At 74.0% G+C, this 22,607-nt stretch carries 14 protein-coding genes; 7 read left to right on the top strand and 7 right to left on the bottom strand.

The features are described from left to right. The first annotated feature begins 18 nt into the window (after window positions 1-18). Genes JOE68_RS22535 through JOE68_RS22525 form a run of 3 tightly spaced genes read left to right on the top strand, consistent with a single transcriptional unit; the run spans window position 19 to window position 3,783 of the window. Entirely contained in the window at window positions 19-462 is a 444-nt protein-coding gene (locus JOE68_RS22535) for a GNAT family N-acetyltransferase (RefSeq protein WP_204844272.1), read from the top strand. 55 nt (window positions 463-517) lie between these two features. Continuing rightward, a complete protein-coding gene (locus tag JOE68_RS22530; protein WP_204844271.1) occupies window positions 518-1,720 on the top strand; it encodes an acetyl-CoA C-acetyltransferase in 1,203 nt (400 codons plus the stop codon). Further along, complete coding sequence (locus tag JOE68_RS22525) at window positions 1,720-3,783, top strand: 3-hydroxyacyl-CoA dehydrogenase NAD-binding domain-containing protein (protein ID WP_204844270.1); 2,064 nt, start codon at window positions 1,720-1,722, stop codon at window positions 3,781-3,783. The genes JOE68_RS22530 and JOE68_RS22525 overlap by 1 nt, the downstream gene beginning before the upstream one ends. 704 nt (window positions 3,784-4,487) lie before the next feature. Here the strand turns inward: JOE68_RS22525 and JOE68_RS22520 are convergent. Together JOE68_RS22520 and JOE68_RS22515 are read right to left on the bottom strand one after the other, a co-directional pair. Then, window positions 4,488-7,883, bottom strand: coding sequence for a phosphodiester glycosidase family protein (locus JOE68_RS22520; RefSeq protein ID WP_307819822.1), 3,396 nt, complete (start codon window positions 7,881-7,883; stop codon window positions 4,488-4,490). Between the two features lie 99 nt (window positions 7,884-7,982). After that, window positions 7,983-8,975, bottom strand: a complete 993-nt coding sequence (locus JOE68_RS22515) for an AraC family transcriptional regulator (RefSeq protein WP_204844269.1) — start codon at window positions 8,973-8,975, stop codon at window positions 7,983-7,985. Window positions 8,976-9,499: 524 nt separating this feature from the next. Between JOE68_RS22515 and JOE68_RS22510 the strand changes: the two genes are divergently transcribed. From JOE68_RS22510 to JOE68_RS22495, 4 genes are all read left to right on the top strand, one after another. Next, on the top strand, window positions 9,500-9,898 hold the full coding sequence (locus JOE68_RS22510; RefSeq protein ID WP_204844268.1) for a hypothetical protein: 399 nt from the start codon (window positions 9,500-9,502) through the stop codon (window positions 9,896-9,898). Beyond that, the gene (locus JOE68_RS22505; protein ID WP_204844267.1) at window positions 9,895-10,992 is read left to right on the top strand and encodes a winged helix DNA-binding domain-containing protein; all 1,098 of its coding nucleotides are present in this window, start codon (window positions 9,895-9,897) and stop codon (window positions 10,990-10,992) included. Before JOE68_RS22510 ends, JOE68_RS22505 begins: the two co-directional genes overlap by 4 nt. Before the next feature lie 70 nt (window positions 10,993-11,062). After that, entirely contained in the window at window positions 11,063-11,464 is a 402-nt protein-coding gene (locus JOE68_RS22500; RefSeq protein WP_204844266.1) for a hypothetical protein, read from the top strand. A gap of 116 nt (window positions 11,465-11,580) precedes the next feature. Beyond that, on the top strand, window positions 11,581-12,612 hold the full coding sequence (locus tag JOE68_RS22495) for a LacI family DNA-binding transcriptional regulator (RefSeq protein ID WP_204844265.1): 1,032 nt from the start codon (window positions 11,581-11,583) through the stop codon (window positions 12,610-12,612). Between the two features lie 193 nt (window positions 12,613-12,805). Here JOE68_RS22495 and JOE68_RS22490 read toward each other — a convergent pair whose 3' ends face one another. The 5 genes from JOE68_RS22490 to JOE68_RS22470 all read right to left on the bottom strand — a co-directional run bounded on the left by JOE68_RS22490 (window position 12,806) and on the right by JOE68_RS22470 (window position 22,574). Then, complete coding sequence (locus tag JOE68_RS22490; RefSeq protein WP_307819821.1) at window positions 12,806-15,316, bottom strand: ABC transporter permease; 2,511 nt, start codon at window positions 15,314-15,316, stop codon at window positions 12,806-12,808. Next, the gene (locus JOE68_RS22485; protein WP_204844264.1) at window positions 15,309-16,061 is read right to left on the bottom strand and encodes an ABC transporter ATP-binding protein; all 753 of its coding nucleotides are present in this window, start codon (window positions 16,059-16,061) and stop codon (window positions 15,309-15,311) included. Before JOE68_RS22485 ends, JOE68_RS22490 begins: the two co-directional genes overlap by 8 nt. Before the next feature lie 838 nt (window positions 16,062-16,899). Beyond that, window positions 16,900-19,884: a helix-turn-helix transcriptional regulator gene (locus JOE68_RS22480; protein WP_204844263.1), complete on the bottom strand. Its 2,985-nt coding sequence runs from the start codon at window positions 19,882-19,884 to the stop codon at window positions 16,900-16,902. Between the two features lie 11 nt (window positions 19,885-19,895). Continuing rightward, a complete protein-coding gene (locus JOE68_RS22475; RefSeq protein ID WP_204844262.1) occupies window positions 19,896-20,087 on the bottom strand; it encodes a hypothetical protein in 192 nt (63 codons plus the stop codon). A gap of 162 nt (window positions 20,088-20,249) precedes the next feature. Beyond that, window positions 20,250-22,574 carry a chitinase C-terminal domain-containing protein gene (locus JOE68_RS22470; RefSeq protein ID WP_204844261.1) on the bottom strand — a complete coding sequence of 775 codons (2,325 nt, stop codon included), beginning with the start codon at window positions 22,572-22,574 and terminating at the stop codon, window positions 20,250-20,252. Window positions 22,575-22,607 lie beyond the last annotated feature (33 nt).

Below are 22,607 nucleotides of genomic sequence, written 5' to 3'. Positions count from 1 at the left end.
GTGCGCGACACTGCGGGCATGAACCTCCGGAGGCTCTCGCCCCGCGACTGGGCGACCTGGCGTGACATCAGGCTCGGCGCACTGGCCGGCGAGCCGCGCGCACCCGGTTCCGCGCTGCTGCGCGAACGGGGCTACGACGAGGCCCGCTGGCGGCGGCTGATGCACCCGCGGTGGGGTGTCAAGGTGGTGGCGGAGGCGCCCGAACCGGTCGGGATGGTGGCCGCGACGCCGCAGGAGGGCCACGTCGGCGGGCTGTACCTGTACTCCATGTGGGTCGCGCCGCTGTTCCGCGGGCGGGGTGTCGGCGCGGCCCTGGCGGCGGAGGTCCTGGCCTGGGCGCGGGAGCACGGGTGGCGGCACGTGCAGCTGCGGGTGCTGCCGGGCAACGTGGCCGCCCGCCGGCTCTACGAGCGGCTGGGCTTCACGGGCGAGGGTGAGGTGATGCGCCTCGCGGTGAGCTAATAAGTCAGTCCTCGCGGTCATGGGCTTGGGGGCCGCGGCTGCCTACCGTGGCAGCATGAGCGAAGCCTTGATCTTCGACGCGGTGCGGACGCCGCGCGGCCGGGGTAAGCGCGGTTCGCTGCACGGCGTCAAGCCGATCACCCTGGCCTCCGGGGTGCTCTCGGCGCTGGCGCGGCGCACCGACCTGGACACCTCGGCGGTGGACGACGTGGTGCTCGGGGTCGTGACGCCGGTCGGCGAGCAGGGCGCGGACATCGCCCGCACCGCCGTGCTGGCGGCCGGGTGGGACCTGCGGGCGGCGGGCGTGCAGCTCAACCGCTTCTGCGCGTCCGGCCTGGAGTCGGTGAACCTCGCGGCGGCCAAGGTCGCGTCCGGGTTCGAGGACCTGGTCGTCGCCGGCGGCGTGGAGTCCATGTCGCGGGTGCCGATGGGCTCCGACGGCGGCGCGTGGATGGCCGACCCGGAGACGAACCTGGCCACGAACTTCGTGCCGCAGGGCGTGAGCGCGGACCTGATCGCCACGCTGGAGGGCTTCAGCCGCGAGGACGTGGACGCGTACGCGGTCAGGTCGCAGCAGCGGGCGACCCTGGCGCGCGACAAGGGCCACTTCGAGCGCTCGCTCGTGCCGGTGGTGGACCGCAACGGCGTCGTGCTGCTCGACCACGACGAGGCGATCCGCCCGGAGACCACGCTGGAGGGGCTGGCCGCGCTGAAGCCGTCGTTCGCCTTCCACGGCGACCTGGGCTTCGACGCGGTGGCGATCGACCGGTACCCGGCGGTGGAGCGCGTCCGGCACGTGCACACCCCCGGCAACTCCTCGCAGATCGTGGACGGCGCGGCGGCCGTGCTGATCGGCAACGACCGCGCGGGCCGCGAGCTGGGCCTGACGCCCCGCGCGCGCGTCGTCGCCACCGCGGTGGTCGGCACCGAGCCGACGATCATGCTCACCGGCCCGGCCCCGGCCGCGCGCAAGGCGCTGGACCGGGCGCGGCTGTCGGTGGAGGACATCGACCTGTTCGAGGTCAACGAGGCGTTCTCGGCGGTGGTGCTGAAGTTCCAGCGGGAGCTGGACCTGCCCGACGAGAAGGTCAACGTCAACGGCGGCGCGATCGCCCTGGGCCACCCGCTGGGCGCGACCGGCTGCATGATCCTCGGCACGCTGCTGGACGAGCTGGAGCGCCGGGACCTGCGCCGCGGGCTGGCCACGCTGTGCGTGGGCGGCGGCATGGGCATCGCGACGATCATCGAGAGGGTCTGATGGCCATCCACTACGAGCGGGACGACGAGGGGATCGTCACCCTCACCATGGACATGTCGGGCTCGGCGAACGTGATGAACGCCGAGTACCACCGGGCGATGGGCGAGACCGTCGCCCGGTTGGAGGCGGAGCGGGACGACGTGGCCGGCGTCGTGCTGACCTCGGCCAAGAAGGCGTTCTTCGCGGGCGGCGACCTGAACCTGCTGGTCCGGATCACGCCGGAGGACGCCGGCGAGGCGCTGGGCTTCCTGCAGGAGGTCAAGGACCAGCTGCGGCGGCTGGAGCGGTTGGGCAGGCCGGTGGTGGCGGCGATCGCCGGCGCCGCGCTGGGCGGCGGCTTCGAGATCGCCCTGGCCTGCCACCACCGCGTGGTGCTCGACGACGACCGGATCAGGCTGGGCCTGCCCGAGGTGACGCTCGGCCTGCTGCCCGGCGGTGGCGGCGTGACGCGGCTGGTGCGCCTGCTGGGCGTGCAGCCGGCGCTGCCGCTGCTGATGGAGGGCAAGCAGCTGCGGCCGGCGCGCGCGTTGCAGGCCGGGCTGGTGCACGCGCTGGCGTCCTCGCGGGAGGACCTGATCGCGCAGGCGCGCGCGTGGATCAAGGCCAACCCCGCGCCTCAGCAGCCGTGGGACCAGCCGGGGCACACCGTGCCGGACCTGAGGTTCGGCGACCCGAGCGCGTACGGCCTGCTCGCCGCCGCCCCCGCCGTGCTGCGCAAGAAGACCCGCGGCGCGTACCCGGCCCCGGAGAAGATCCTCGCGGCGGCCGTGGAGGGCGCGCTGGTGGACTTCGACACCGCGCTGCAGGTCGAGGGCCGGTACTTCGTGGAGCTGGTGACCGGCCAGGTGGCGAAGAACATGATCGGGACGTTCTGGTTCCAGCTCAACGAGATCGCCGCGGGCCGCTCCCGCCCGCCCGGCGTGGGCGCCACCAAGGTGTCCAGGGTCGGCGTGCTGGGCGCGGGCATGATGGGCTCGGGCATCGCCGAGGTCAGCGCCAGGGCCGGCATCGAGGTCGTGCTGAAGGACGTGACCGCGGAGGCGGCGGCCCGGGGCGCCAACGGGGTCCCGGGCATCACGCCGACCGACTCCGACGCCGACCTGGCCGGCTGCGACCTGGTCGTCGAGGCGGTGTTCGAGAACCGCGAGCTGAAGAACCGGGTGCTGCCGGCGGCGGAGTCGGCCGCCCTGCCCGACGCGGTGATCGCGTCCAACACCTCGACGCTGCCCATCACCGGCCTGGCGACCGCGGTGGGCGACCCGACGCGGTTCATCGGCCTGCACTTCTTCTCCCCCGTGCCGAAGATGCGGCTGGTGGAGATCATCCGCGGCGAGCGGACGTCCGACGAGACCCTGGCGCGGGCGTTCGACTACGTGCTCCAGATCGGCAAGACGCCGATCGTCGTCAACGACAGCCGGGGCTTCTACACGTCCCGGACGTTCGGCACGTACGTGACCGAGGCGACGTCGATGGTCGCCGAGGGCGTCAACCCGGCCCTGATCGAGAACGTGGCCAAGCGGTCCGGCATGGCCGTCGGCCCGCTCGCGGTGTCCGACGAGGTCACCCTGACCCTCCAGCTCAAGATCCGCGAGCAGGCCCTGGCCGACGACCCGACGGCCGCCGGGGCGCTCGGCGACCACCCGGCGTTCGCGGTGCTGGAGGAGCTCGTCGCCCTGGGCCGCACCGGCAAGTCCGGCGGCGCGGGGTTCTACGAGTACCCGGAGGGCGGCAGGAAGTTCCTGTGGCCGGGCCTGGCCCGGTACGCGCGCGACGACGCGGGCGTGACCGAGCGGGACGTCGAGGACCGGCTGCTGTTCGTCCAGTCGCTGGAGACCGTGCGGTGCCTGGACGAGGGCGTGCTGACCTCGGTCGGCGACGCGAACGTGGGCAGCGTGTTCGGCTTCGGGTTCGCACCGTGGAGCGGCGGTACCTTGCAGTTCATCAACTCCTACGGGCTGACCGGTTTCGTGGAGCGGGCGGACTACCTGGCCGACACCTACGGCGAACGCTTCCGCCCGCCCGCTTCCCTGCGGGAGCGCGCTGCGAAGGGCGAGCAGTTCTGACGGACGAGCGAGGAAAGGGGAGCCCACCGGTGGGCTCCCCTTTCCTCCGGAACCCCGGCTGCTCCACCCCGAAATCGGCTTGAAGCCACCCCGAACCGCCCCGAAACCGGCTTGATCCGCGCCGCGCCGCCCCGATGTCGGCTTGAAGCCACGCGCAGCGCGCACCCCGGTGTGGGCTGCGTGTCATCCCCGTATGGCCTGCGCGCAGCGAACCGCATGTGTCAAGGGGAGATCGAGGCACCCGGTGGAACCACCCCGGGTTCGATCTCCCCTTGACACATGTGGTTGTCTTTGACCAGGCCATGCGGGGATGGCACGACGCCCTGAGCTTGGTCTTTGTGTCATCCTTGGCGGCCTCTCGGCCGCTCTTCTTACTTGTATCCCGCACCGATCCGGGTGAGATTCGGGGCCGTACGGATCTAAGCTGAAAAGATGAAAAGAGTCCTCGCCGGACAGGCAGGCCGCCAAGGAGAATGAAAAGAAACAGCGGTCGTGTTCCCCCCGCATGGCCTGTCAAAGACGACCATGCTTTTCCTGGGGGTGCAAGCGAAAAGCGTGCTTGCACCCCCAGGAAAAGCATGGTAGCCCTCCGGGCAGGCCATACGGGGAGAACACGAAGGCAGGCTTCTGTGCGGGCGCGCGAACGACCAAGAGCGCTTTGGGGGCGGTTCAGGGGGTAGGTGGTTCGGGGGCGGTTCCGGGGGTCAGGTTGTGGTTACGGTTGTCTGTTGGGTCATGCCGTTGACGGTGATGGCCAGGGTGGTTCGGCCCGGGTGCAGTGCGGTCAGGGTGCCGGTGGTGGGGTCCAGCCACGCGGCGTGCCAGGGGCGCAGGTCCGGCTCCTGTCCGATGTGGACGTTGGGTGAGGCGGTCCAGTCGGCGCTGATCGGGTATTCCACCGGGACCTCGCGGGCGCCCTGGGTGATCTTCGCCGTGACCACGGCCGGTGAGCCGACGCGGACGGTGCCCGGGGCGGTGAGGGTCAGGGTGTCCACGTGTGGGCGGATCTCCGCCGCTACCCACTCCTCGCCGCGTTCCGGCGCCGGGTCGACGCCGAGCAGGGTCCAGCCGGAGAAACCGCCCTCGGCGGGTGCTCCGCCCGTGCTCCCGTTGACCAGGTAGGGCACGCCGTCGACCCGTGACGCGTGGAAGACGCCGGCGTGCGCGCCGATGGACACCGCGCCCTTGCCGGTGGAGCGGCGGAAGTCGGCCAGCCAGTCCTCGACCAGGTCGGCTTCCAGCCGGTCGTTCAGCCGGCTCTCCCCGGTGGGCGCCGGGTCGCGTGGCGGGTGGTGGTGGATCACCGCCACCGAGTGCACGGGGCCGTGGTCGCGCAAGGCGTCGCGCAGCATCACGACCTGGTCGAAGCCGCCGCCGCGCAGGGTGCCGGCGGACGAGTCGAGCAGCACGAAACGCGTTCCCCGGTGGTCGAAGACGTGGTTGGTCGGGCCGAACTCGCGGCGGAAGTCGTCGATCGCGCCGGGGCCCGCGGTCTCGCGGTCGCCCGGCACGTAGTACCACGGCAGCGAGTCGCCCAGCTCCTCGGTGAGGACGCGGCGGGCCAGGGCCAGGTCGGCGGGTGCGGCCTCGGCCACGAAGTCGCCGTTCACGACGACGAAGTCCGGTCTCCGCGCCTTGATCTCGCGCAGGGTCCGCCGCGCCGCGCGGACCGGGTCGCCGTCCGGGTCGCGGGCCGTGAACCGGGCGTCGGACAGCACCGCGAACCGCCACCGCCGGTCGCCGACCGTGCCGTCCCGGACGACGACCCGGTCCGCCACCGGCGACGCCGCGGGCAGGTCCGCGGCCGGCGGGACCTCGGCCACGACGTCGTCCACCAGCACCTCCCCGGTGTACTGGCGGTCGGCCCTGGTCTCGATCGCGTAGAACCGGTCGACCCGCAACGGGAACGCCAAGCCGCTGGGTATGGGGACCGTCAAGCGGCGCCAGCCGGTCCACGTGACGTGCGGGCCGTACAGGGACCGGGTCAGGCCCGTGCTGTCGGTCACCGTGAACGCCGTCCACTCGCCGCGGCCGTGCCCGTGGACCCAGGCGCCGAGGGCGAGCGGCCGGCCCTCGACCGCGATCGGCTCCGGCGGGGCCGCGTACGCCGTGCGCGTGCCGGTGGACCGGCTGAAGTCGTAGGAGAGCCTGAGGCCCGGCCCGGTGCGGCCCTCGGCGACCGGCGCGACCGAGCCGGACGCGCGGGTGGAGCCGAACGTCCAGGACGCGCCGTCGTCGAAGCCCGCGACCAACCGCTCCCGCGACCCGACGGTCACGGCGACGGTGGTCGTGTGGCCGCCGACGCGGGCGGTCACGGTCGTCGCGCCGGGTTTGAGCGCCTTGACGCGCAGCACGCCGTCGTCGCCGGGCACGACGTCGACCACGGCGCGGTCGTGGTCCAGGGTGATGTCGGCGGGCTCGACGGGCGCGGTGAAGCCCTCGGGGTCGTGGCCCACCACGCCGAACGCCCCGACGCCGCCGACCGCCGGCAGGCTGAGCCGGTTGGTCGTGGCCGACAGCCGGGTGAGCGGGCCGAGCACGGTCAGCTCGACCTCGCCGGCCACGCCGCCGCGCCGGGCGACGGCCTTCGCCGTCCCCGGGCCGACCGCGCGGAACACGCCGTCGGCGACCCGGCCGACGTCCGGGCGCGACGAGTGCCAGTGGCGCGCCTGGTCGCGGGCGGGGCCGTAGGTCTCGTCGTAGCCGTCGGCGAGCAGCCGCCGGGTGAGGCCGGGGAACACGCGCTCCGGGTGGCCGCCGGCGACGGTGTCCGCGCCGGGCGCGCGGCGCGGGTCGATCGCGGTGCGCGCCCAGAACCCGACGAGGTCGCCGCTGCCCTCGGGCGCGTAGAGCGCCAGGCCGTTGGGCACGTGGCGTTCCGCGCCGTCCGAGGGCGCGTTCTCCAGCACCACCGCGTCGGCGCCCGGTGTCCGGGCGAGCAGGGTGGACGAGCCGCCGCCGTCGAGGTTCAACGCGTTGTGCGCGCCCATCTCCGCGAGCACGGACGCGACGTCGCGCAGGGTCAGGCCGAGCAGGAACGGCGATTGGCGGCCGTCCACGGTCAGCATGAACATCTTCCTGCCGTCGGCGGAGAACCCGACCGCGGTGCGGGGGTGCAGCGGGTCGTCGGGCGCGACGACCACGCCGTCCCGGATCAGCACCTGGCCGCCGCCGATCGCCGTCCTCAGCGTGCTCCCGTCACTCGTTCCGGTGGTGTGGTCGAGGGTGACCCGCTCCCCCGGGGTGAGCGCGCCCAGCAGGTCCGCGCCGGCTTCGCGGCCGACCAGCGCGTATCCGTCGGCCGGGATCGGGTCGTCGCCCGCGGACGTGCGCTGCTCGACCACGACGCCACCGCGCACTAGCACCTCCACCACCCCCGTCGCGCCGCGAACCGCCCGCGCGCGGCTGTGGGAACCCCACAGCGGGGTGAACGCGCCCACTTCTCCCACGCCGAGGGTGGCGCTGTTGAGCTGGGCCAACGGGATCGTGGAGCCGTCGGAGCGGGTCAGACTGCCGCCGAACAGCACGTCCACCACGCGGCCGACGCCGGCGGCGTCGACGCCGACCGCGCGCCGGTGGCCGGCGGCGGGCGACTTGACGGTCCGGCCGTCCCGGACGCCGACGCCCTCGGGCGCGTTGGAGGCGCCGATGTCGAAGAAGTCGCCGTTGACCGCGGCCACCGCGCGGGTGCGGGCGGCCTGCGCGGAGAGGGGTTCGGCGGCGGTCACCCGGCCGGGGTGCAGGTAGCCGACCTCCGTGCCGGCGGTGAGGTCGACGGTCAGCGCGTCGCCGCGCACCCAGCCGCCCGCGTCGCCGGGCTCGTACCAGTCGAAGGAGCTCAGCGACACGCCGGGGGCGACCGGGCGGGTGGTGCGGGCGGTCTCGACGCGCCGCGCCGGGTCGACGGCGGACCTGGTGGCGACCGCGTCGGGGAGGTCCGGGACGCCCGTCCGGCCGGGCTCGGCGCGAGCGGCGGTCGGGAGGGGCGGGCCGGTCACCGCGGCGGGCGGGGCAGACCGGGCGGCGGCCACGAGCGGGGTCAGGGCGAGGACCAGGACCGGGACCAGGGCCGCCGCGAGCGGCCGCGGACGTCTGTGCACAGGGGCTCCCGCGCGGTGTCGCAGTTGGTCTCCCGCCACCGGTCCGCCGGCGCCGGGGGGTGGTCCGCGCCCGGCCGCGTCGGTCGGACCGCCCTCGCCCTAGGGTGCCGCCCCCGTCCGGTACGCGCCAGGGCTGTTGCCCGTCCACCGCTTGAAGGCCCGGTGGAAGGCGCTGGCCTCGGAGAAGCCCAGCCGCAGCGCCAGCTCCTCCACCGACTCGCCGCCCCGCACGAGGCTCGCCACCGCCTGGTCGCGCAGCAACTGCTCCCGCACCTCGCGGAACGTCGTCCCCTCCGCCGCCAGCCTGCGCCGCAGCGTCGGCGCGCTCACCCCGAGCCGCGCGGCGACGTTCTCCAGGCCCACCACCCCGCCGCCGAGCATCCGCCGCACCTGGCCGGACGCGTCCGCGCCGTGGTCGCGCCGGGACAGCAGCTCGGCGGGCGAGTCGCGCAGGAACCGGCGCAGCGCGGCCTCGTCCTGCACCACCGGCATCCGCAGGAACCGGGTGTCGAACGCCAGCGCGGTCCCCGGCGCGCCGAACCGCAGCGGGCAGCCGAAGATCAGGTGGTACTCGGCCGCGTGCGGCGGCTCCGGGTACGCGAGGTCCACCGCGCGCAGCGGGACGCGCCGGCCGATCAGCCACGACGAGAACCGGTGCCACAGCACGAGCAGCGACTCGACCAGGAACCGGTCCGGGTCGTCCACGCCCTCGGCGGCCAGGGTGAACCGGGCGACGCCGTCCCGCTCGGCCAGCGCCATGGCGGGCCGCACGTCGAACAGCGCGTAGAACGCCAGCCCGCGCCGCAGGGCGTCCTCCAGCGTGGCGCAGTGCACGGCGAGCAGGCACATCATCGGGAACGTGCCGCGCTTGCTGCGCTGCGGCCCGAGGCCCATGAACTCGTCGTCCAGCTCCTCCCACAGCGCTTGGACCAGCTTGCTGTACTGGGCGGGCGTGACCCGCGCGCGGTCGTCGGCGAGCAGCGCCTCGGGGATGCCGGCCGCGGCGAGCAGCGGGGCCGCGTCGCGCCCGTGCCGGACCGCGCCCCGGAGGGCGGCGGTGACGTAGTGGATCGCGATGGTCCTCGTGAGCATCGCTCACAGTGTGGCAGCACCGGGGACGGCCGGGTGCGGCGACGCGGCGTGGGGAGAGGAGTTGCCGCGCCGCCGCACCCGGTGGCCCACCCCAGTGAGCCGGCGCCTCGTCGGTGGGGCATCCGCCCGCCCACCGACGAGGGACGATGTGGCGCCTATCACTTTAAGTGGTCTAGACCAGATGCGTCAATAGCCCCGAGAGGACCTATCTGGTCGAGACCAATCCGGTCCTGGCCGGTACAGCTGTCGCGGCCGGGCGGGCGGCGCGGCGAACGGCCCCTTGCCGCAGATCACCGGGTGTGCGCGGCGACCGGGCACGACCGGCCGCGGCGCCGGCCGGCGACCGGCCCCGGCCGCACCGGACTTCGTGAAACCGGAGCGGACCGCACCGCCGCCGGCCCGCGCGTCCCGTCCGGGCGCCGCACCCCCTCTCCCCCGGCCGTCGCCGGCCCCCGGGACGAGAGTCCTCGAAACGCCTGACGAAGTTCTGACGCCTCGCTGGAGCGGCGGGTTAGGGTCGCCGCGTGGAACGGACCGGTCTCGCTGTCGTGGCCGCGCTGATGGTGGGTTGCGCGGCCTTCGGCCCGTTCCCGCACCCGGTGCCGCTGTTGTTCGCGATCGCGGCCACGGGCGCGGCCAACGCCGCGTTCCCGCTGATGCGGACCTTCGGCTCGGCCGTGCTGGGCGGGGTCGCGGCGGCGGGCATCGGGTTCGCGGCCGTGCCGTTCGCGACGTGCTCGTCGGAGCGGTTCACCGAGGTCTTCACCTGCACCGGGGACGCGCCGACGTGGCACATGACCGGTTCGGTGCTGGTCGCGGGCCTGGCCGGGGCGGCGCTGGTGCTGGCCCGCGCGCTCGGCGCGGTCGACCTGGAGCGGCGGCTGGCCGCGATCGAGCGCGCGGTGGAGGACCGGGCGACATGAGCCTGACCTGGCGGCAGGTCGCCGCGTGGCGCACCGGGGCGCACAGCCTGGACGCGCGGCGGCCCGCCGAGGACGCCCTCGACGTGGTCGCGGAGCTGTGCGGCCTGCACGCGCAGCTGATGTCCTCGGCCGAGGCGACGCTGCACGCCCGCGTCGACGACCTCGGGCCGGACTTCGTGGCGAACGCGCTGTGGGAGGACCGGACGCTGGTCAAGACCTGGTCCATGCGCGGCACGCTGCACCTGCTGCCGGCCCGCGAGTACGCGCTGTGGCAGGCGGGCTTCGCGACCTACCGGCACTACACCAAGCCGATCTGGCACCGGGGCTTCGGCATCACCGCCGAGGAGCTTCAGGAGCTGCTCGACGGCGTCTCGGCGGCGCTGGAGGGCCGGGTGCTGACCCGCGCCGAGCTGGCCGACGAGGTGGCGCGCCGCACGTCGCCGCACGTCGGCGAGAAGCTGCGGGAGAGCTGGGGCGCCTGCCTCAAGCCCGCGTCGTTCCAGGGCAGGCTGGTGTTCGGTCCCGGCGAGGGCCGACTCGTCCGGTTCACCCGGCCGGACACCTGGATCGACGTCGGCGAGCCGCCTGCCGACGCGGTGGCCCGCATCGCCCTGCGGTTCTTCGCCCAGCAGGGCCCCGCCACCCGCGAGGAGTTCGCCCGCTGGTGGGGCGTGAGCCCGGCGGAGGGCGGGCGGGTGGTCAAGGCGCTGGGCGACCGCGTCGTGCCGGTCGACGTCGAGGGCGTGCCGCACTGGGTCCGCGCCGACCTGGTGGCGGCGCTGCACGAGGCCGAGCCGGTGGGCGTCGTGCGGCTGCTGCCCGCGTTCGACCAGTACGTGGTGGCCGCGACCAGGCACGCCGAACACCTGCTCGACGGCGGCGCGCCCGACCGCGTCTACCGGCCGCAGGGCTGGCTCTCGCCCGTGCTGCTGGTCGACGGCCTGATGACGGGCGTCTGGTCGCAGCGGCGCACGGCTCGCGGGGTGGGCGTGACCGTGGAGCCCTTCCGCTCGTTGTCCGCAGCGGAGCGGAGAGCGGTGCTGTCTGAGGCCGACCGGTTGGGCGAGTCCGTCGAGGTGACGTGGGTCGGCTGAGACCCGTCGGCCCGGGGGTGCTGTCCTGCCGCTCCACGGTTGCGTCAACAAGCGGATTCGGAGGTCGGCCGTGCGGGTGCTGTGGGCTGCGAGCGGCCTGGCCGTGGCGGCGTCGGCCCTGACGGGTGTGCTGATCGGCGTCTACGTCGACGGCATCGAGGACGGGAAGGAGGCCGAGCCGCCCGCCTCCACCTGGATCACCACGTGGTCGTCCACCGCGTCGAGCACGACCGCCTCGGCCACCGGCTCGGCCACCACCGACCCGGTCTCGGCGTCCCGGGCCGCCACCACGACGTGGACGCCGCCGCCGACCACGACCACGACGCGCGCCGAGGCGCCGCCGCCGCAGACCGAGGAGCCCCCGCCGCCACCGCCACCGGTGGCGACGACGCCCACCACCACCAGGACGAAGGACGCGGAGTGGCCGTGCGGGCCGCTCAACCCGTTCCCGCCGCCGCACTGCGACGACTGAAGGGGCGCGGCTCCCACGCCCGACGGCGGCGGCGCCCGGTCGTGGGAGCGCTTCCAGGCTGCTCGTCCCGGTTAAGCTGATCGGGTCCGGCCCGGTGGCGAGGGAGGTGGGGGCCCGTGCCCGTCCGACCGCACCCCGGCGCCCGGCCCACGCTGGAGGACGTCGCGGCCAAGGCCGGCGTGTCGCGGGCGACGGCGTCCCGCGTGCTCAACGCGTCGCCGCGGGTCAGCCCGGAGGCGCACGAGGCCGTGACCGCCGCCGCGGCGGAGCTGGGCTACCAGCCCAACCGGGCCGCGCGGGCGCTGGCGACCAGGCGGACCGGCGCCGTCGCGGTGGTGTTCTCCGAGCCGGGGCCGAAGACCTTCGACGACCCCCGCTTCGCGTGGCTGATCCGCTCGGCGGCCCGGTCGCTGGCCGACGTGGACGCGCAGGTGGTGCTGCTGCTGGTGCGCTCGCCGCAGGACCTGGCGCGCGCGGAGCGGTTCCTGGCGGGCGGGCACGTCGACGGGGCGCTGCTGTTCGCGCCGCACCGGGGTGACCCGCTGCCGGCGGTGGTGCGCGGGCTGGCGCTGCCGGTGGTGTGCGCCGGGCGGCCGTGGGGCCCGCCGCGCGGGCTGCACCTGGTCGACCACGACAACGAGGGCGGCGGCGTGCTGGCCACCGAGCACCTGCTGTCGTCGGGGCGCAGGCGGGTCGTGTCGGTGACCGGGCCGCCGGACGAGCACTCGGCGGTGGACCGGCTGGCGGGCTGGCGCTCGGCGACCGGCGCGTCCGACGCCGACGTGGAGCTGCTGACCGAGGGCGGCGGGTACTCCCGCGACGGCGGGAAGCGCGCGATGGCGGCGCTGCTGGCCCGGGTGCCCGACCTGGACGCGGTGTTCGCGGCGAGCGACCTGATGGCCGCCGGCGCGCTGGACGCGCTGCGCGAGGCGGGCCGGCGCGTCCCCGAGGACGTGGCCGTGGTGGGCTTCGACGACCACCCGATGATCGCGCCGCACACCACGCCCGCGCTGACCAGCGTGCGGCAGGACACCGACGGCCAGGTCCGGCAGATGGTGACGCACCTGCACCGGCTGCTGCGCGGCGAGGCGCTCAAGCCGCGCCGCGAGGTGCTGCCGACCGTGCTGGTGCGGCGGGAGTCGGCCTGAGCCGCCGGGGCCGGACCGCCGCGCGCGGCGGTCCGGGCCGGGGTGGCCCGGCCCTCGCCCGGGCCACCCCGCACCCGGTTAGAGGGGCGGCGCGCCGAAATATGACGCGCGCGTGGAGAAAATCTTGTGAGGCCGGGCACACGAGTGGCCCGCCCCGCGCCCCCGAGCGCGGAACGGGCCACCCGCCCCCCTGCTACGCCTCGGCCATCCCCGCCACGACCGAGGTGCGGGCCGCCCGCCGCGCGGGCAGGGCGGCCGCGAGGACGGCGGCCACCACCGCCGCCGCGAGCATCGTGCCGATCTGCCCGAACGGGACGGCGAACGCCAGCCCGAGGGAGTCCGACGACATCGCCGTGGTGAGCACCCAGCCGAACCCGATGCCGAGCACCAGCCCGATCGCCGCGCCCATGACCGCCATCAGCACCGACTCGACCACCAGCATCAGCCGCAACTGGCCCCTGGTCAGCCCCAGCGCCCGCAGCAGCGCCGACTCCCGCGTCCGCTCCAGCACCGACAGCGTCAGCGTGTTGGCGATGCCGAACAGCGCGATCACCACCGCCAGGCCGATCAGCGCCCACACGAACGCCAGCACCTGGTCGAGCTGCTCGTTCAGCTGCGCCTTGGTCTCCGCCGCCGAGTCGATGACCGCGAGCGGCGAGGTGTCGGTGACCCGCTCCACCGCGGCGCGCCCGTCGGCGGCGCCGGGCCGGAGCTTGATCATGATGCTGTCGTAGCCGCCGTGGTCCGGGTCCAGGCGCGCGGAGGTCTCCAGCGTCACCACGCCGTCTTCGAGGCGCTGGCCCGTGATCAGGGCGACGACCTCCAGCGCCTCCGAGCCGCTGTCGGTGGTGATGGTCGTCGTGGAGCCGACGGTCAGGTTCTTCGCCTCGGCGTACTGGGCGTTCAGCGCGATCGTGCCCTCCCGCAGGTCGTCCAGCGAACCGCTCCGGACCTTGGGGCGGAACAGGTCGCCGATCGCGTCGCGGGAGATCCCGGTGAACAGGGCGGCGCCGTCGGACAGCTGCGTCGTCGGGGCCGCCTGGGCCACCTCGGGCACGCCGGCGAGCCGCGTCGCCAGCTCGACGGGCAGCGGGCGGCCGTAGACCGAGGAGGTCACCGTGTAGTCGGCGGGCAGCCGCTCGTCGACCTGCGCGTTCGCGGTCTCCTTGGCGCTGTTGGCGACCACCGTCACCATCGCGACCACGGTCACGCCGATCATCAGCGCCGCCGTCGTGGCGGCCGTGCGCTTGGGGTTGCGCCCCGCGTTGGCCGAGGCCAGCTTCGCCGGCACCCCGAACAGCGCCCTGGGCACGACCCCGAGCACGCGGTTGACCGGCCCCACCACCAGCGGCCCGAGCACCACCGCGGTGGCCAGCAGCAGCATCGTGCCGCCGCCGCTGACCATCACCGGCAGCTCCTCGCCGGACAGCCGCATCCCCAGGGCGACGACCCCGACGCCGCCGAGCCCGAGCAGCGCCGCGAGCACGAGCCGCAGCCGACCGGTGCGCGAGACCTCCTCGCTGCTGTCCGGCTGGCTGCGCAGCGCCGCGACCGGCGGCACGCGGGTGGCCTTGCGGGCGGGCAGCACGGCCGCCAGCACGGTGACCACCACACCGACGCCGAACGCCGCGAGCACCGTCGTGGCCGTCACCGGCAGCCGCACCGGCGGGGCGTCGCCGACGCCGATGCCGCCGATCAGCTTCTGCAGCAGGGCGGACACGCCCAGGCCGCCGAGCAGGCCGATCACCGACGCCGCGAAGCCCATCGCGAACGCCTCGGCCAGCACGCCCCGGAACACCTGCTCGCGGCTCGCCCCGACGCACCGCATCAGCGCCAGCTCCCGGGTCCGCTGGGCGACCAGGATGGTGAACGTGTTGTAGATGACCATGGCCGCGACCACCAGCGCGATCACCGCGAACGCCAGCAGGAACGTCGTGAACTCGGCCGACTGCGAGCTGATCTGCCGCAGGGCCTCCTCCGTCAGCTCCTCGCCGGTCTGCACGCGGTACCCGGTGTCGCCCAGGGCCTTGCGCACGTTGTCGGCGACCTGCTGCTGGGTGAACCCCTCCGCCGCCACGCCGACCACCTGGTACGGCAGCCGCGACGGGTCGAACGCGGCGAGCGCCTCCGGCGTCAGCACGACGTGGTCGTAGCCCGACACCGACACCTCGCCCACGCCCTGCTCGTAGGTGCCGACGAGGGTGTACTCGTGCTTGCGGTCGCCCTCGCCCAGCAGCGTGACGGTCTTGCCGACGTTCAGCTTCGCGGTCTCGGCGGTGCGGGTGTCGACCGCGATCTCGGCCGCGCCCCGGGGGAAGCGCCCGTCGGCGAGGTCGTACTCGCGCAACCGCTCGGTCTCCCCGATGGCGAACGCGAAGGCGGGCTTGGCCTTGCCGCCGTCGGTCAGCAGCGGCACCTGCTGGAAGGAGCGGGGGTCGGCGCCCGCGACGCCCGGCGCCCGCCGGACCGCTTCCAGGGCCTCCGGCGTGATCCCCTCGACGTCGCCGGACACGGTGACCGCGACGTCGACGCCGCGGCTGCTCTTGGCGAACTCGTCCTTCATGCTGTCGTTCATGGCGTCGCCCAGCACCAGCGTGCCGGTCACGAACGCCACGCCGAGCGCGATCGCGACGGAGGACAGCACCAGTCGGGCGGTGCGGGCTCTCAGGCCCGCGATGACCGTGCGCAGCATCGCCTCACGCACCCAGGTGCTTCAGGGCGGACAGCACCGAGTCGGCGGTCGGGTTGTCGATCTCGCCGGCCAGGTGGCCGTCGGCGAGCAGCACCACGCGGTCGGCGTAGGAGGCGGCCACCGGGTCGTGCGTCACCATGATCACGGTCTGCCCGAGCTTGCGCACCGACATCCGCAGGAAGTCCAGCACCTCCGCGCCGGACCGCGAGTCCAGGTTGCCGGTCGGCTCGTCGGCGAACACCACGTCCGGCTTCGACACCAGGGCGCGGGCGCAGGCCACGCGCTGCTGCTGGCCGCCGGACAGCTCGGTCGGCTTGTGCTTCAACCGGTCCCGCAGCCCCAGCACGTCGACGATCGTGTCGAACCACTCCCGGTCGGGCTTGCGGCCGGCCAGTTCCAGGCCCAGCAGGACGTTGGCCTCCGCGCTGAGCGTGGGCAGCAGGTTGAACGCCTGGAAGACGAACCCGATGCGGTCGCGGCGCAGCTTGGTGAGCTCCTTGTCCCCCAACGACGTGATCTCCGTGCCACCGATGGTCACCGAGCCGCCGTCGACGTTGTCCAGCCCCGCGAGGCAGTGCATGAGCGTCGACTTGCCGGACCCGGAGGGACCCATGATGGCGGTGAACCGACCGGCCTGGAACGCGACGTTCACGCCGTCCAGCGCCCGGACGGCGGTGTCGCCCTTGCCGTAGACCTTCACCAGGTTCGCGGCGGCTACAGCGGTACGGGTACCGACGTCGGACACCAGTGCGGACATGCTCCCTCATTCCCTCTGCTCAAGCTGACGGGGAGAAAGCTATGGCGACCGCGCGTACACGGTCGTCACCTCGCCGACGGAACCCTCCATCCCCCTGCGGTATGACGCCCCCTAGTCCCTTGGTCGGGCCACGCCGACCGGTGACGACGTCGACCTGAGCACGGCACGCCCAGTCGGCCCAGGCCAGCCCCACGCCGAACCGCGGCCGCGTTCCACGCGGCGGCGCTTCAGCTCTCGCCACAGGCCGCGCCCCGCGCGGCGGCGCTTCAGCTATCGCCGCAAGCCGCGCCTCGCGCGGCGGCGCTGTTCAGCGCAGCCGTGTGCCTCGTGTTCTCCCCGTACGGCCTGGGCGCAGCCCGATCACGGTTGTCGAGGGGGGTCAAGCACGCTCTTCGCTTGACCCCCCTCGACAACCGTGATTGCCTCCGGCAGGCCGTACGGGGAGAACACGACGCACTTCCCTCCTCCTTGGGGGCCTCTCGGCCGCTCTTCATACTGAGATCGCGCACCGATCCAGGAAATATTAGGCGCGGTACGGATCTGAGTTGAAGAGCTTTAAAGAGTCCTCGCCGGACAGGCAGGCCGCCAAGGAGAATGAAAAGAAAGAGCGGTCGTGTTCTCCCCGCATGACCTGTCAAAGACGACCATGCTTTCTTGGGGGGTGCAAGCGAAAAGCGTGCTTGCACCCCCCAAGAAAGCATGGTAGCCCTCCGGGCAGGCCATACGGGGAGAACACGAGGCCACCGGTCTGCACGGGGCGTGCCGAAAACCCGAAACCAAAAGATAAAAGCCAAAAGCTAAAAGCGCCAGGGTGGAGGAGAAGCTGTGCGGGGGGGCGTCACCCCGAGTGGTCCAGCAATCCTCGGTCGTAGGCGATGGCCACTGCCTCGGCCCGCCGGCTCGCGCCCAGCTTGGCCATGATCCGGGTGAGGTGCACGCTGACCGTCTTCTCCGAGATGTACAGCTCCGCGCCCACTTCCCGGTTCGTCCGCCCGAGCGCGACCAGCCCGAGCACCGACCGCTCCCGGGGTGTGAACGGGTCGACCGCGGAGCGCGCCTCGGCGTGCAGGGCGACCCTGGCCCGCCGCGCCACCAGGTGCACCGCGTCGCGCAGCGGGGCCGCGCCGAGCCGGTCGGCCACCTCGTCGGCCGCTTTCAGCTCGACCACCGCCTCGTCCCGCCGGTCGGCGGCCAGGAGCGCTTCGGCCAGCCGCCACCGGCAGCACGCCTCCTCGAACACCGAGCCGAACCCGAACGCGTCCGCCGCCGCCCGCCACAGCTCGGCGTCGCCGGGCCCGTGCAGCCTGCTCTCCTCGGCCGCCACCCGGGCCAGCCACGCCACCCCCTCGGGTCCCAGCGACCCGGTGCGCGGCGCGCCCATCTCGGCGGTGGTCCGGGCGTACCGGGCCAGGTCGCGGCCCGCCGCCACGGCCGCCCGCTCGGCCTCGGCGTCGCGCCGGCGGCGAGCGCGGGCGGCCAGTTCCGCGTAGCCCGCCACGCCCAGCGCGGACAGCCGGATCCCGGCCAGCGCCCAGGCGCCGCCTTCCCGGCGCGACCACTCGACGGCGTCCGCGACCCGGTCCACGGCCAGTTCCGGCTGCCCGCGCCACAGCGCCAGCTCGGCGCCCGTCCCGCCGGTGATCAGCGCGATCTGGAGGTCGCGGTGCCACTCCGCGCGCAGCTCCCCGATCAGCCGCTCCGCCTGGTCGAACTCGCCGCGGCTGACCGCCACGTGCGTGCCGGCCGCCGCCAGCCGCGCCGACACCGTGCCGGACACGCGCGGGCCGGGGGACTCCGCAGCCGCCGCCGCGCCCTCCCACTCGCCGAGGTAGTACCGGGTCAGCACCTGGAGGATGCGCAGCTCCAGGCCGTAGGAGCTCCAGGACAGCCCGGTCTGCTCGGCCCGCTCCACGCCCTCGTCGAACACCCGGGCCGCCTCCGCCAGCTCGCCCAGGTCGTAGTGGTGCAGCCCGAGGAAGTAGCGGGCGCGCAGCTCGGTGCTGACGGCCTGCGCCTCCATCGCGCACGCCACGGCCTCGGCCAGGTGCGCCCGCGCGGAGGGGACGTCGGCGGCGGCCTCGTCCAGCAGGCCCAGCGTCGCGAGCGCGTCGGCCACCGCCGACTTCGCGCCGACGGCCCGCCCGTCGCGCACCGCCTCCTGCGCCCGCTCCCGGGCCTCGGCGTACTCGCGGTCCTGGCGCAGGGAGGCCGCCCACACCGCCAGCACCCACGCGCGGGCCGCGCCGGCGGGGCGGTCGCGCACCAGGCGCCACGCCTGCCGCACGGCCGCGAGCCTCTCGTCCTCGGTGCCGTCGAGCACCTGCAGCGCCTGCGCGAACCGCCGCCACATCTCGGCGGCCTCCTCGGGGTCCTCGCCGTCGACCAGCAGCGTGCCGCTGCGCGCGAACGCGATGGCGCGCTCGGGCTGGCCGGCCGTGCCCGCCGCCCACGACGCGCGGCGCAGCAGCACCAGCTCGGTGACCCCGGCCGGGCGGTCCGCCGCCGGCACCGCCTGCCACAGCTGCAACGCCTGCTCCAGGTGCCGCAGCGCCTCGGCGGGCGCGCCGGCGGCCTGGGCCTCCTGCGCGGCGTCCACGCCGGCGCGCAGGGCGCGGGCCAGGTCGTGGCTCTCCAGCGAGTGGTGCGCCAGCGCCGCCGCCGCGCCGCGGTCCGACGTCGCGGCGATCCGCGCGGCGTAGGCCGCGGCGTAGGCGGAGTGCAGGCGCACCCGCTCGCCGGGCAGCAGGTCGCCGTGGACGGCCTCGCGCAGCAGCGCGTGGCGGAACGTGTAGACCTCGTTGCGGCCGACCAGGAGCACGTGGTGCTGCACGGCTTCGCGCAGCGCCTCGTCCAGCGCCACGTCGTCGGCGCCTGCGACCTCGCGCAGCAGGTCGTGCCGCACCGACCGGCCACCCACCGAGGCGACCCGCACGACGTGCTGCGCGGCGGGCGAGAGCCGCTCGATCCGCGCCAGCAGCACCTCCGCGAGCGTCCACGGGATGCCGGTGCCGCTCGTCGCGACGGCGATCAGCTCCTCGGCGAAGAACGGGTTGCCCTCCGAGCGCTCGGCGACCTCCAGCACCACGTCGTCGGGCAGGTCGTCGGCCAGCGCCGCGACGAACGACCGCGCGTCGATGGCGCTCAGCGGCGCCAGGTCCAGCCGCTGCACGGCGGGCAGCCGCACCAGCTCGTTGAGCAGCGGGCGCAGCGGGTGGCTGCGGTGCAGGTCGTCGGACCGGTAGGTGCCCACCACCAGCAGCCGCTGCGAGCGCAGCCGCGAGAACAGGAAGGACAGCAGGTGGCGGGTGGAGGCGTCGGCCCAGTGCAGGTCCTCCAGGACCAGCAGCACGGGCCGCTCGGCGGCCAGCTCGCCGAGCACCCCGTGCACCGCGTCGAACAGCTGCAGCTGGCCGACGTCCTGCTCGGGCCGCCGCCCCACCAGGTACGAGGGCAGCCCGGACAGCCCGCCGCCGTCCTGGGACTCGGGCAGCGCCAGCTCCGGCAGCAGGCGGCCCAGCGCGGGCCGGGCCCGGACGTCGAGCAGGCCGGCCTCCCGCACCTGGCCCAGCACCTCGGTGAAGGGCAGGTAGGGGAGGCCGGTCTCGCCGACGTCCAGGCAGCGCCCGGTCAGCACCAGGGCGTCCGGGGCGCTCGCGGCGAGTTCGTCCACCAGCCGCGTCTTGCCCACGCCCGCGTCGCCGGCGAGCAGCACCGCGCCCGCCCGGCCGCGGGCCGCCTCGTCGAGGGCGGCGCGCAGCCCGGACATCTCCCGGCCGCGCGCCACCAACGGGATACCGGAACCGAGGCGTGCCACGGGTGGCATGTTCGCACACCTCAGGCGGCGTCGCGGTGGCCGTTTCGCCGGTCGGCCGCCTGCGGGTCGTCGCGGTGGCCGAACCTCCGCCACCACGCGCGCTTGGGCGCCGGCCGCTGCCGCCGGTGGGCCCGGGCCTGCGCCGCGTCGGCCCGCAGGGCCGCCTGCCGGTAGTCGATCTCCGCCTTCAGGGCTTCGGGCGTCCACTCCATGACGACTGCTCTCCTCGTCCGCTCGTTCGTTCCGACGAGGAGAACAGTCGTCCTGAGGCGGGTGCCCGGGCATCGGGTGTTCACGTGCTCCGGGGTGCTGGTCCCCTTACCCGCCGCCGTAAGGGGAGGCAGACGGCGGGTAAGGGATGCCTCAGCAGGGCCTCAGCAGGCCCCCAGGTCCTTCCACACGCCCCACTCGCCGGTCGTGCCCGGCTCCTGGCCCTGCGTCCACCACTTGGCCTGCCACTTGCGGCCCTTGTGGGAGACCTCGTTGCCGCCGTTGTAGACCTTCGTGCTGTCCCAGGGCGCGAGCGAGCAGGACGAGTCCGACGTCGTGGTCGTCGTGGTCGTCGTGTCGGTCGGTTCGGGGCCGGTGTTGCCGCCGCGCGGGTAGTCCGAGGCGATGGCGTAGGACTTGCCGCCGAAGGTCAGCTTGAAGTTCGACGGCGACGCGATCGGCAGCTGGTAGCTCAGCGCCACGTCCACCGAGGCGCCCGGCGCCAGCGACTGCCACGCCGGCAGGGTCAGCTCGACGTGCTGGAAGTCGCCCTTGAGGCCGCCGACGTTGCTGCCGCTGTGGCCGCGGGAGGTGACCCGCAGCCCGAACCCGGACTGGTCGGACATGGTGCCCGGCGCGCTGGTGCCGTAGTCGAACTCGATCTTCGTGCCGCCCGGCAGGGTGGTCTTCGAGTTGTTGGTGATCTTCAGCTTCGGGTTGATCGGGTAGTTGTTGTCGCCCAGGGCGAACCCGGAGACCGTCGCCGAGACGTCGAGCACGTCCTTCGGGGGCGTCCCGGCCGCCTTCTGGTTGCCGTAGGGCGCCGCGCCGCGCAGCCCGTCGTTGAGCTTGGTGAGCAGGGTGTCGCCGATGGTGTACTGCTTCTTGGTCTCGTCGAAGCGGTAGTCGCCGGCCAGCTCCCAGATCATCACGCCGCCGAGGCCCTTGTCCGCCACGTACTTCGCCTTGGCCGCGATGGACTGCTCGTCCTCAGTGGACAGGAACACCTTCTTGTCGGCGTTCCACAGCCACGGCGCGGTCAGGGTGCTGTCGTAGTGGCGGGTGTAGGAGCCGGAGATCCGGTCGGTCGGGTCGTTCTTCGGGTCCAGGCCGTACTTCTCCAGGTAGTCCGGCGTGATCTCGTTCTCGAGGTTCTTGGCGTGCCACATCGGGTTCGCGCCCGCCGGGGTCTCCCCGCCGGTCTTGTCCAGGTCGTGCCACAGGTTGTCGATGCCGATCGCGCCGTTGCCGCACGGCGTGGTCGAGCCGACGGTGCCGCCGGTGCCGGCCGGGCACTTCGTCTGGTCGGGCAGCGGGGCCTTGCCCCACAGGCCGTTGGTGCCGCCGGTGACGCCCTGCCAGCCGCGCGTGTAGAACGGCACGCCGATGTTGATGCGGCCGGCCTGCATCGCGCCCCGGTAGTAGTGGTACGACCAGTCGGTGTTCAGGTAGCCCATGCCGTCGTAGGCGCCGTAGACGCCGCCGGCCGCCAGCTCGCCGTCCTTGCCGTCGTCGTACAGCGAGGCGTTGGGGCCGACGAAGTGGTTCCACGCGCCGTGCAGGTCGTAGGACATGATGTTGAGGTAGTCCAGGTACTTCGTGACCTGGTAAGCCTCCTGGCCGCGCAGCAGCCAGCCCGACGCCGGGACGGCGGCGGTCAGCAGGTAGTGCTTGCCGTCGGCGGCCGACGCGCGGTCCAGCTTCTCGCGCAGCGTCTTCATGATCTTCTCGTAGCCGGCCCACAGCGTGCCGCGGTTGGCGTCGGAGATCCAGTAGTCGTCCGGGTTCCCGGCGTACTTGTTGGAGGTCGCGTACTCGTAGTCGATGTCGACGCCGTTGAACCCGTAGGTGCGGATGAACTGCACGGCGGAGTCGGCGAAGGTGTCGATCGCGGCCTGCGACTGGCCCATCTTGTAGAAGCCGCCGGACGCGTTGCGCGTGCCGTCGGGGTTGAGGAAGCCGCCGGTCTCGGCCCAACCGCCCACGGAGACGAGCGTCTTCACGTTCGGGTACTGCTTCTTGTACTTGTTGAGCAGGTTGAAGTGGCCCTTGTAGGGCAGGGTCGGGTCGAGCTCGACACCCGGCCAGGTCATGCCGGTGGCGGCGTTGTCGGGGCCGTCCGGCCCGACCGACACCTTGTTGCCCGCGTCGACGTGCGCGAAGGCGTAGTTGAGGTGCGTGACCTTGGTCCAGGGGATGTCGGAGGCCAGGTAGGCGGGCGCGCCGTTCTTCCCGGTGCGCCAGCTGGTGAAGTAGCCGATCACCCGGCGGGAGTGGTCGGCGCCCATGGACTCCCGGCCGTCGGTGTCGTAGACCGAGCAGTAGGGGACGGCGACGCCGGGGGTCTGGTAGAGGCCGTCGGGGCGGCACTCCTCCCCCGTCGCGGCGCTGGACGTTTGCGGTGACGCGACCGCGATGACGAGGCCGGCCACCGTGGCGAGCAACGCCGCCAGGGGCAACAGCCTTCTGTTGACTGAACTCTTGGGCACCAGCCGTACCTCCTGCACCAGGCGGCGGCCTCG

This window comes from Saccharothrix algeriensis (assembly GCF_016907655.1).
Taxonomy (GTDB): Bacteria; Actinomycetota; Actinomycetes; order Mycobacteriales; family Pseudonocardiaceae; genus Actinosynnema; species Actinosynnema algeriense.
The sequence above is the reverse complement of the archived record's forward strand: the minus strand, read 5'-3'. Positions and strand labels throughout refer to the sequence as shown.

Coding starts and splice junctions, on each gene's coding strand:
- JOE68_RS22515 (WP_204844269.1), bottom strand. CDS start 8,975: ATGCTCACGAGGACCATCGCGATCCACTACGTCACCGCCGCCCTCCGG.
- JOE68_RS22505 (WP_204844267.1), top strand. CDS start 9,895: ATGAGCCTGACCTGGCGGCAGGTCGCCGCGTGGCGCACCGGGGCGCAC.
- JOE68_RS22485 (WP_204844264.1), bottom strand. CDS start 16,061: ATGTCCGCACTGGTGTCCGACGTCGGTACCCGTACCGCTGTAGCCGCC.
- JOE68_RS22530 (WP_204844271.1), top strand. CDS start 518: ATGAGCGAAGCCTTGATCTTCGACGCGGTGCGGACGCCGCGCGGCCGG.
- JOE68_RS22480 (WP_204844263.1), bottom strand. CDS start 19,884: ATGCCACCCGTGGCACGCCTCGGTTCCGGTATCCCGTTGGTGGCGCGC.
- JOE68_RS22535 (WP_204844272.1), top strand. CDS start 19: ATGAACCTCCGGAGGCTCTCGCCCCGCGACTGGGCGACCTGGCGTGAC.
- JOE68_RS22475 (WP_204844262.1), bottom strand. CDS start 20,087: ATGGAGTGGACGCCCGAAGCCCTGAAGGCGGAGATCGACTACCGGCAG.
- JOE68_RS22525 (WP_204844270.1), top strand. CDS start 1,720: ATGGCCATCCACTACGAGCGGGACGACGAGGGGATCGTCACCCTCACC.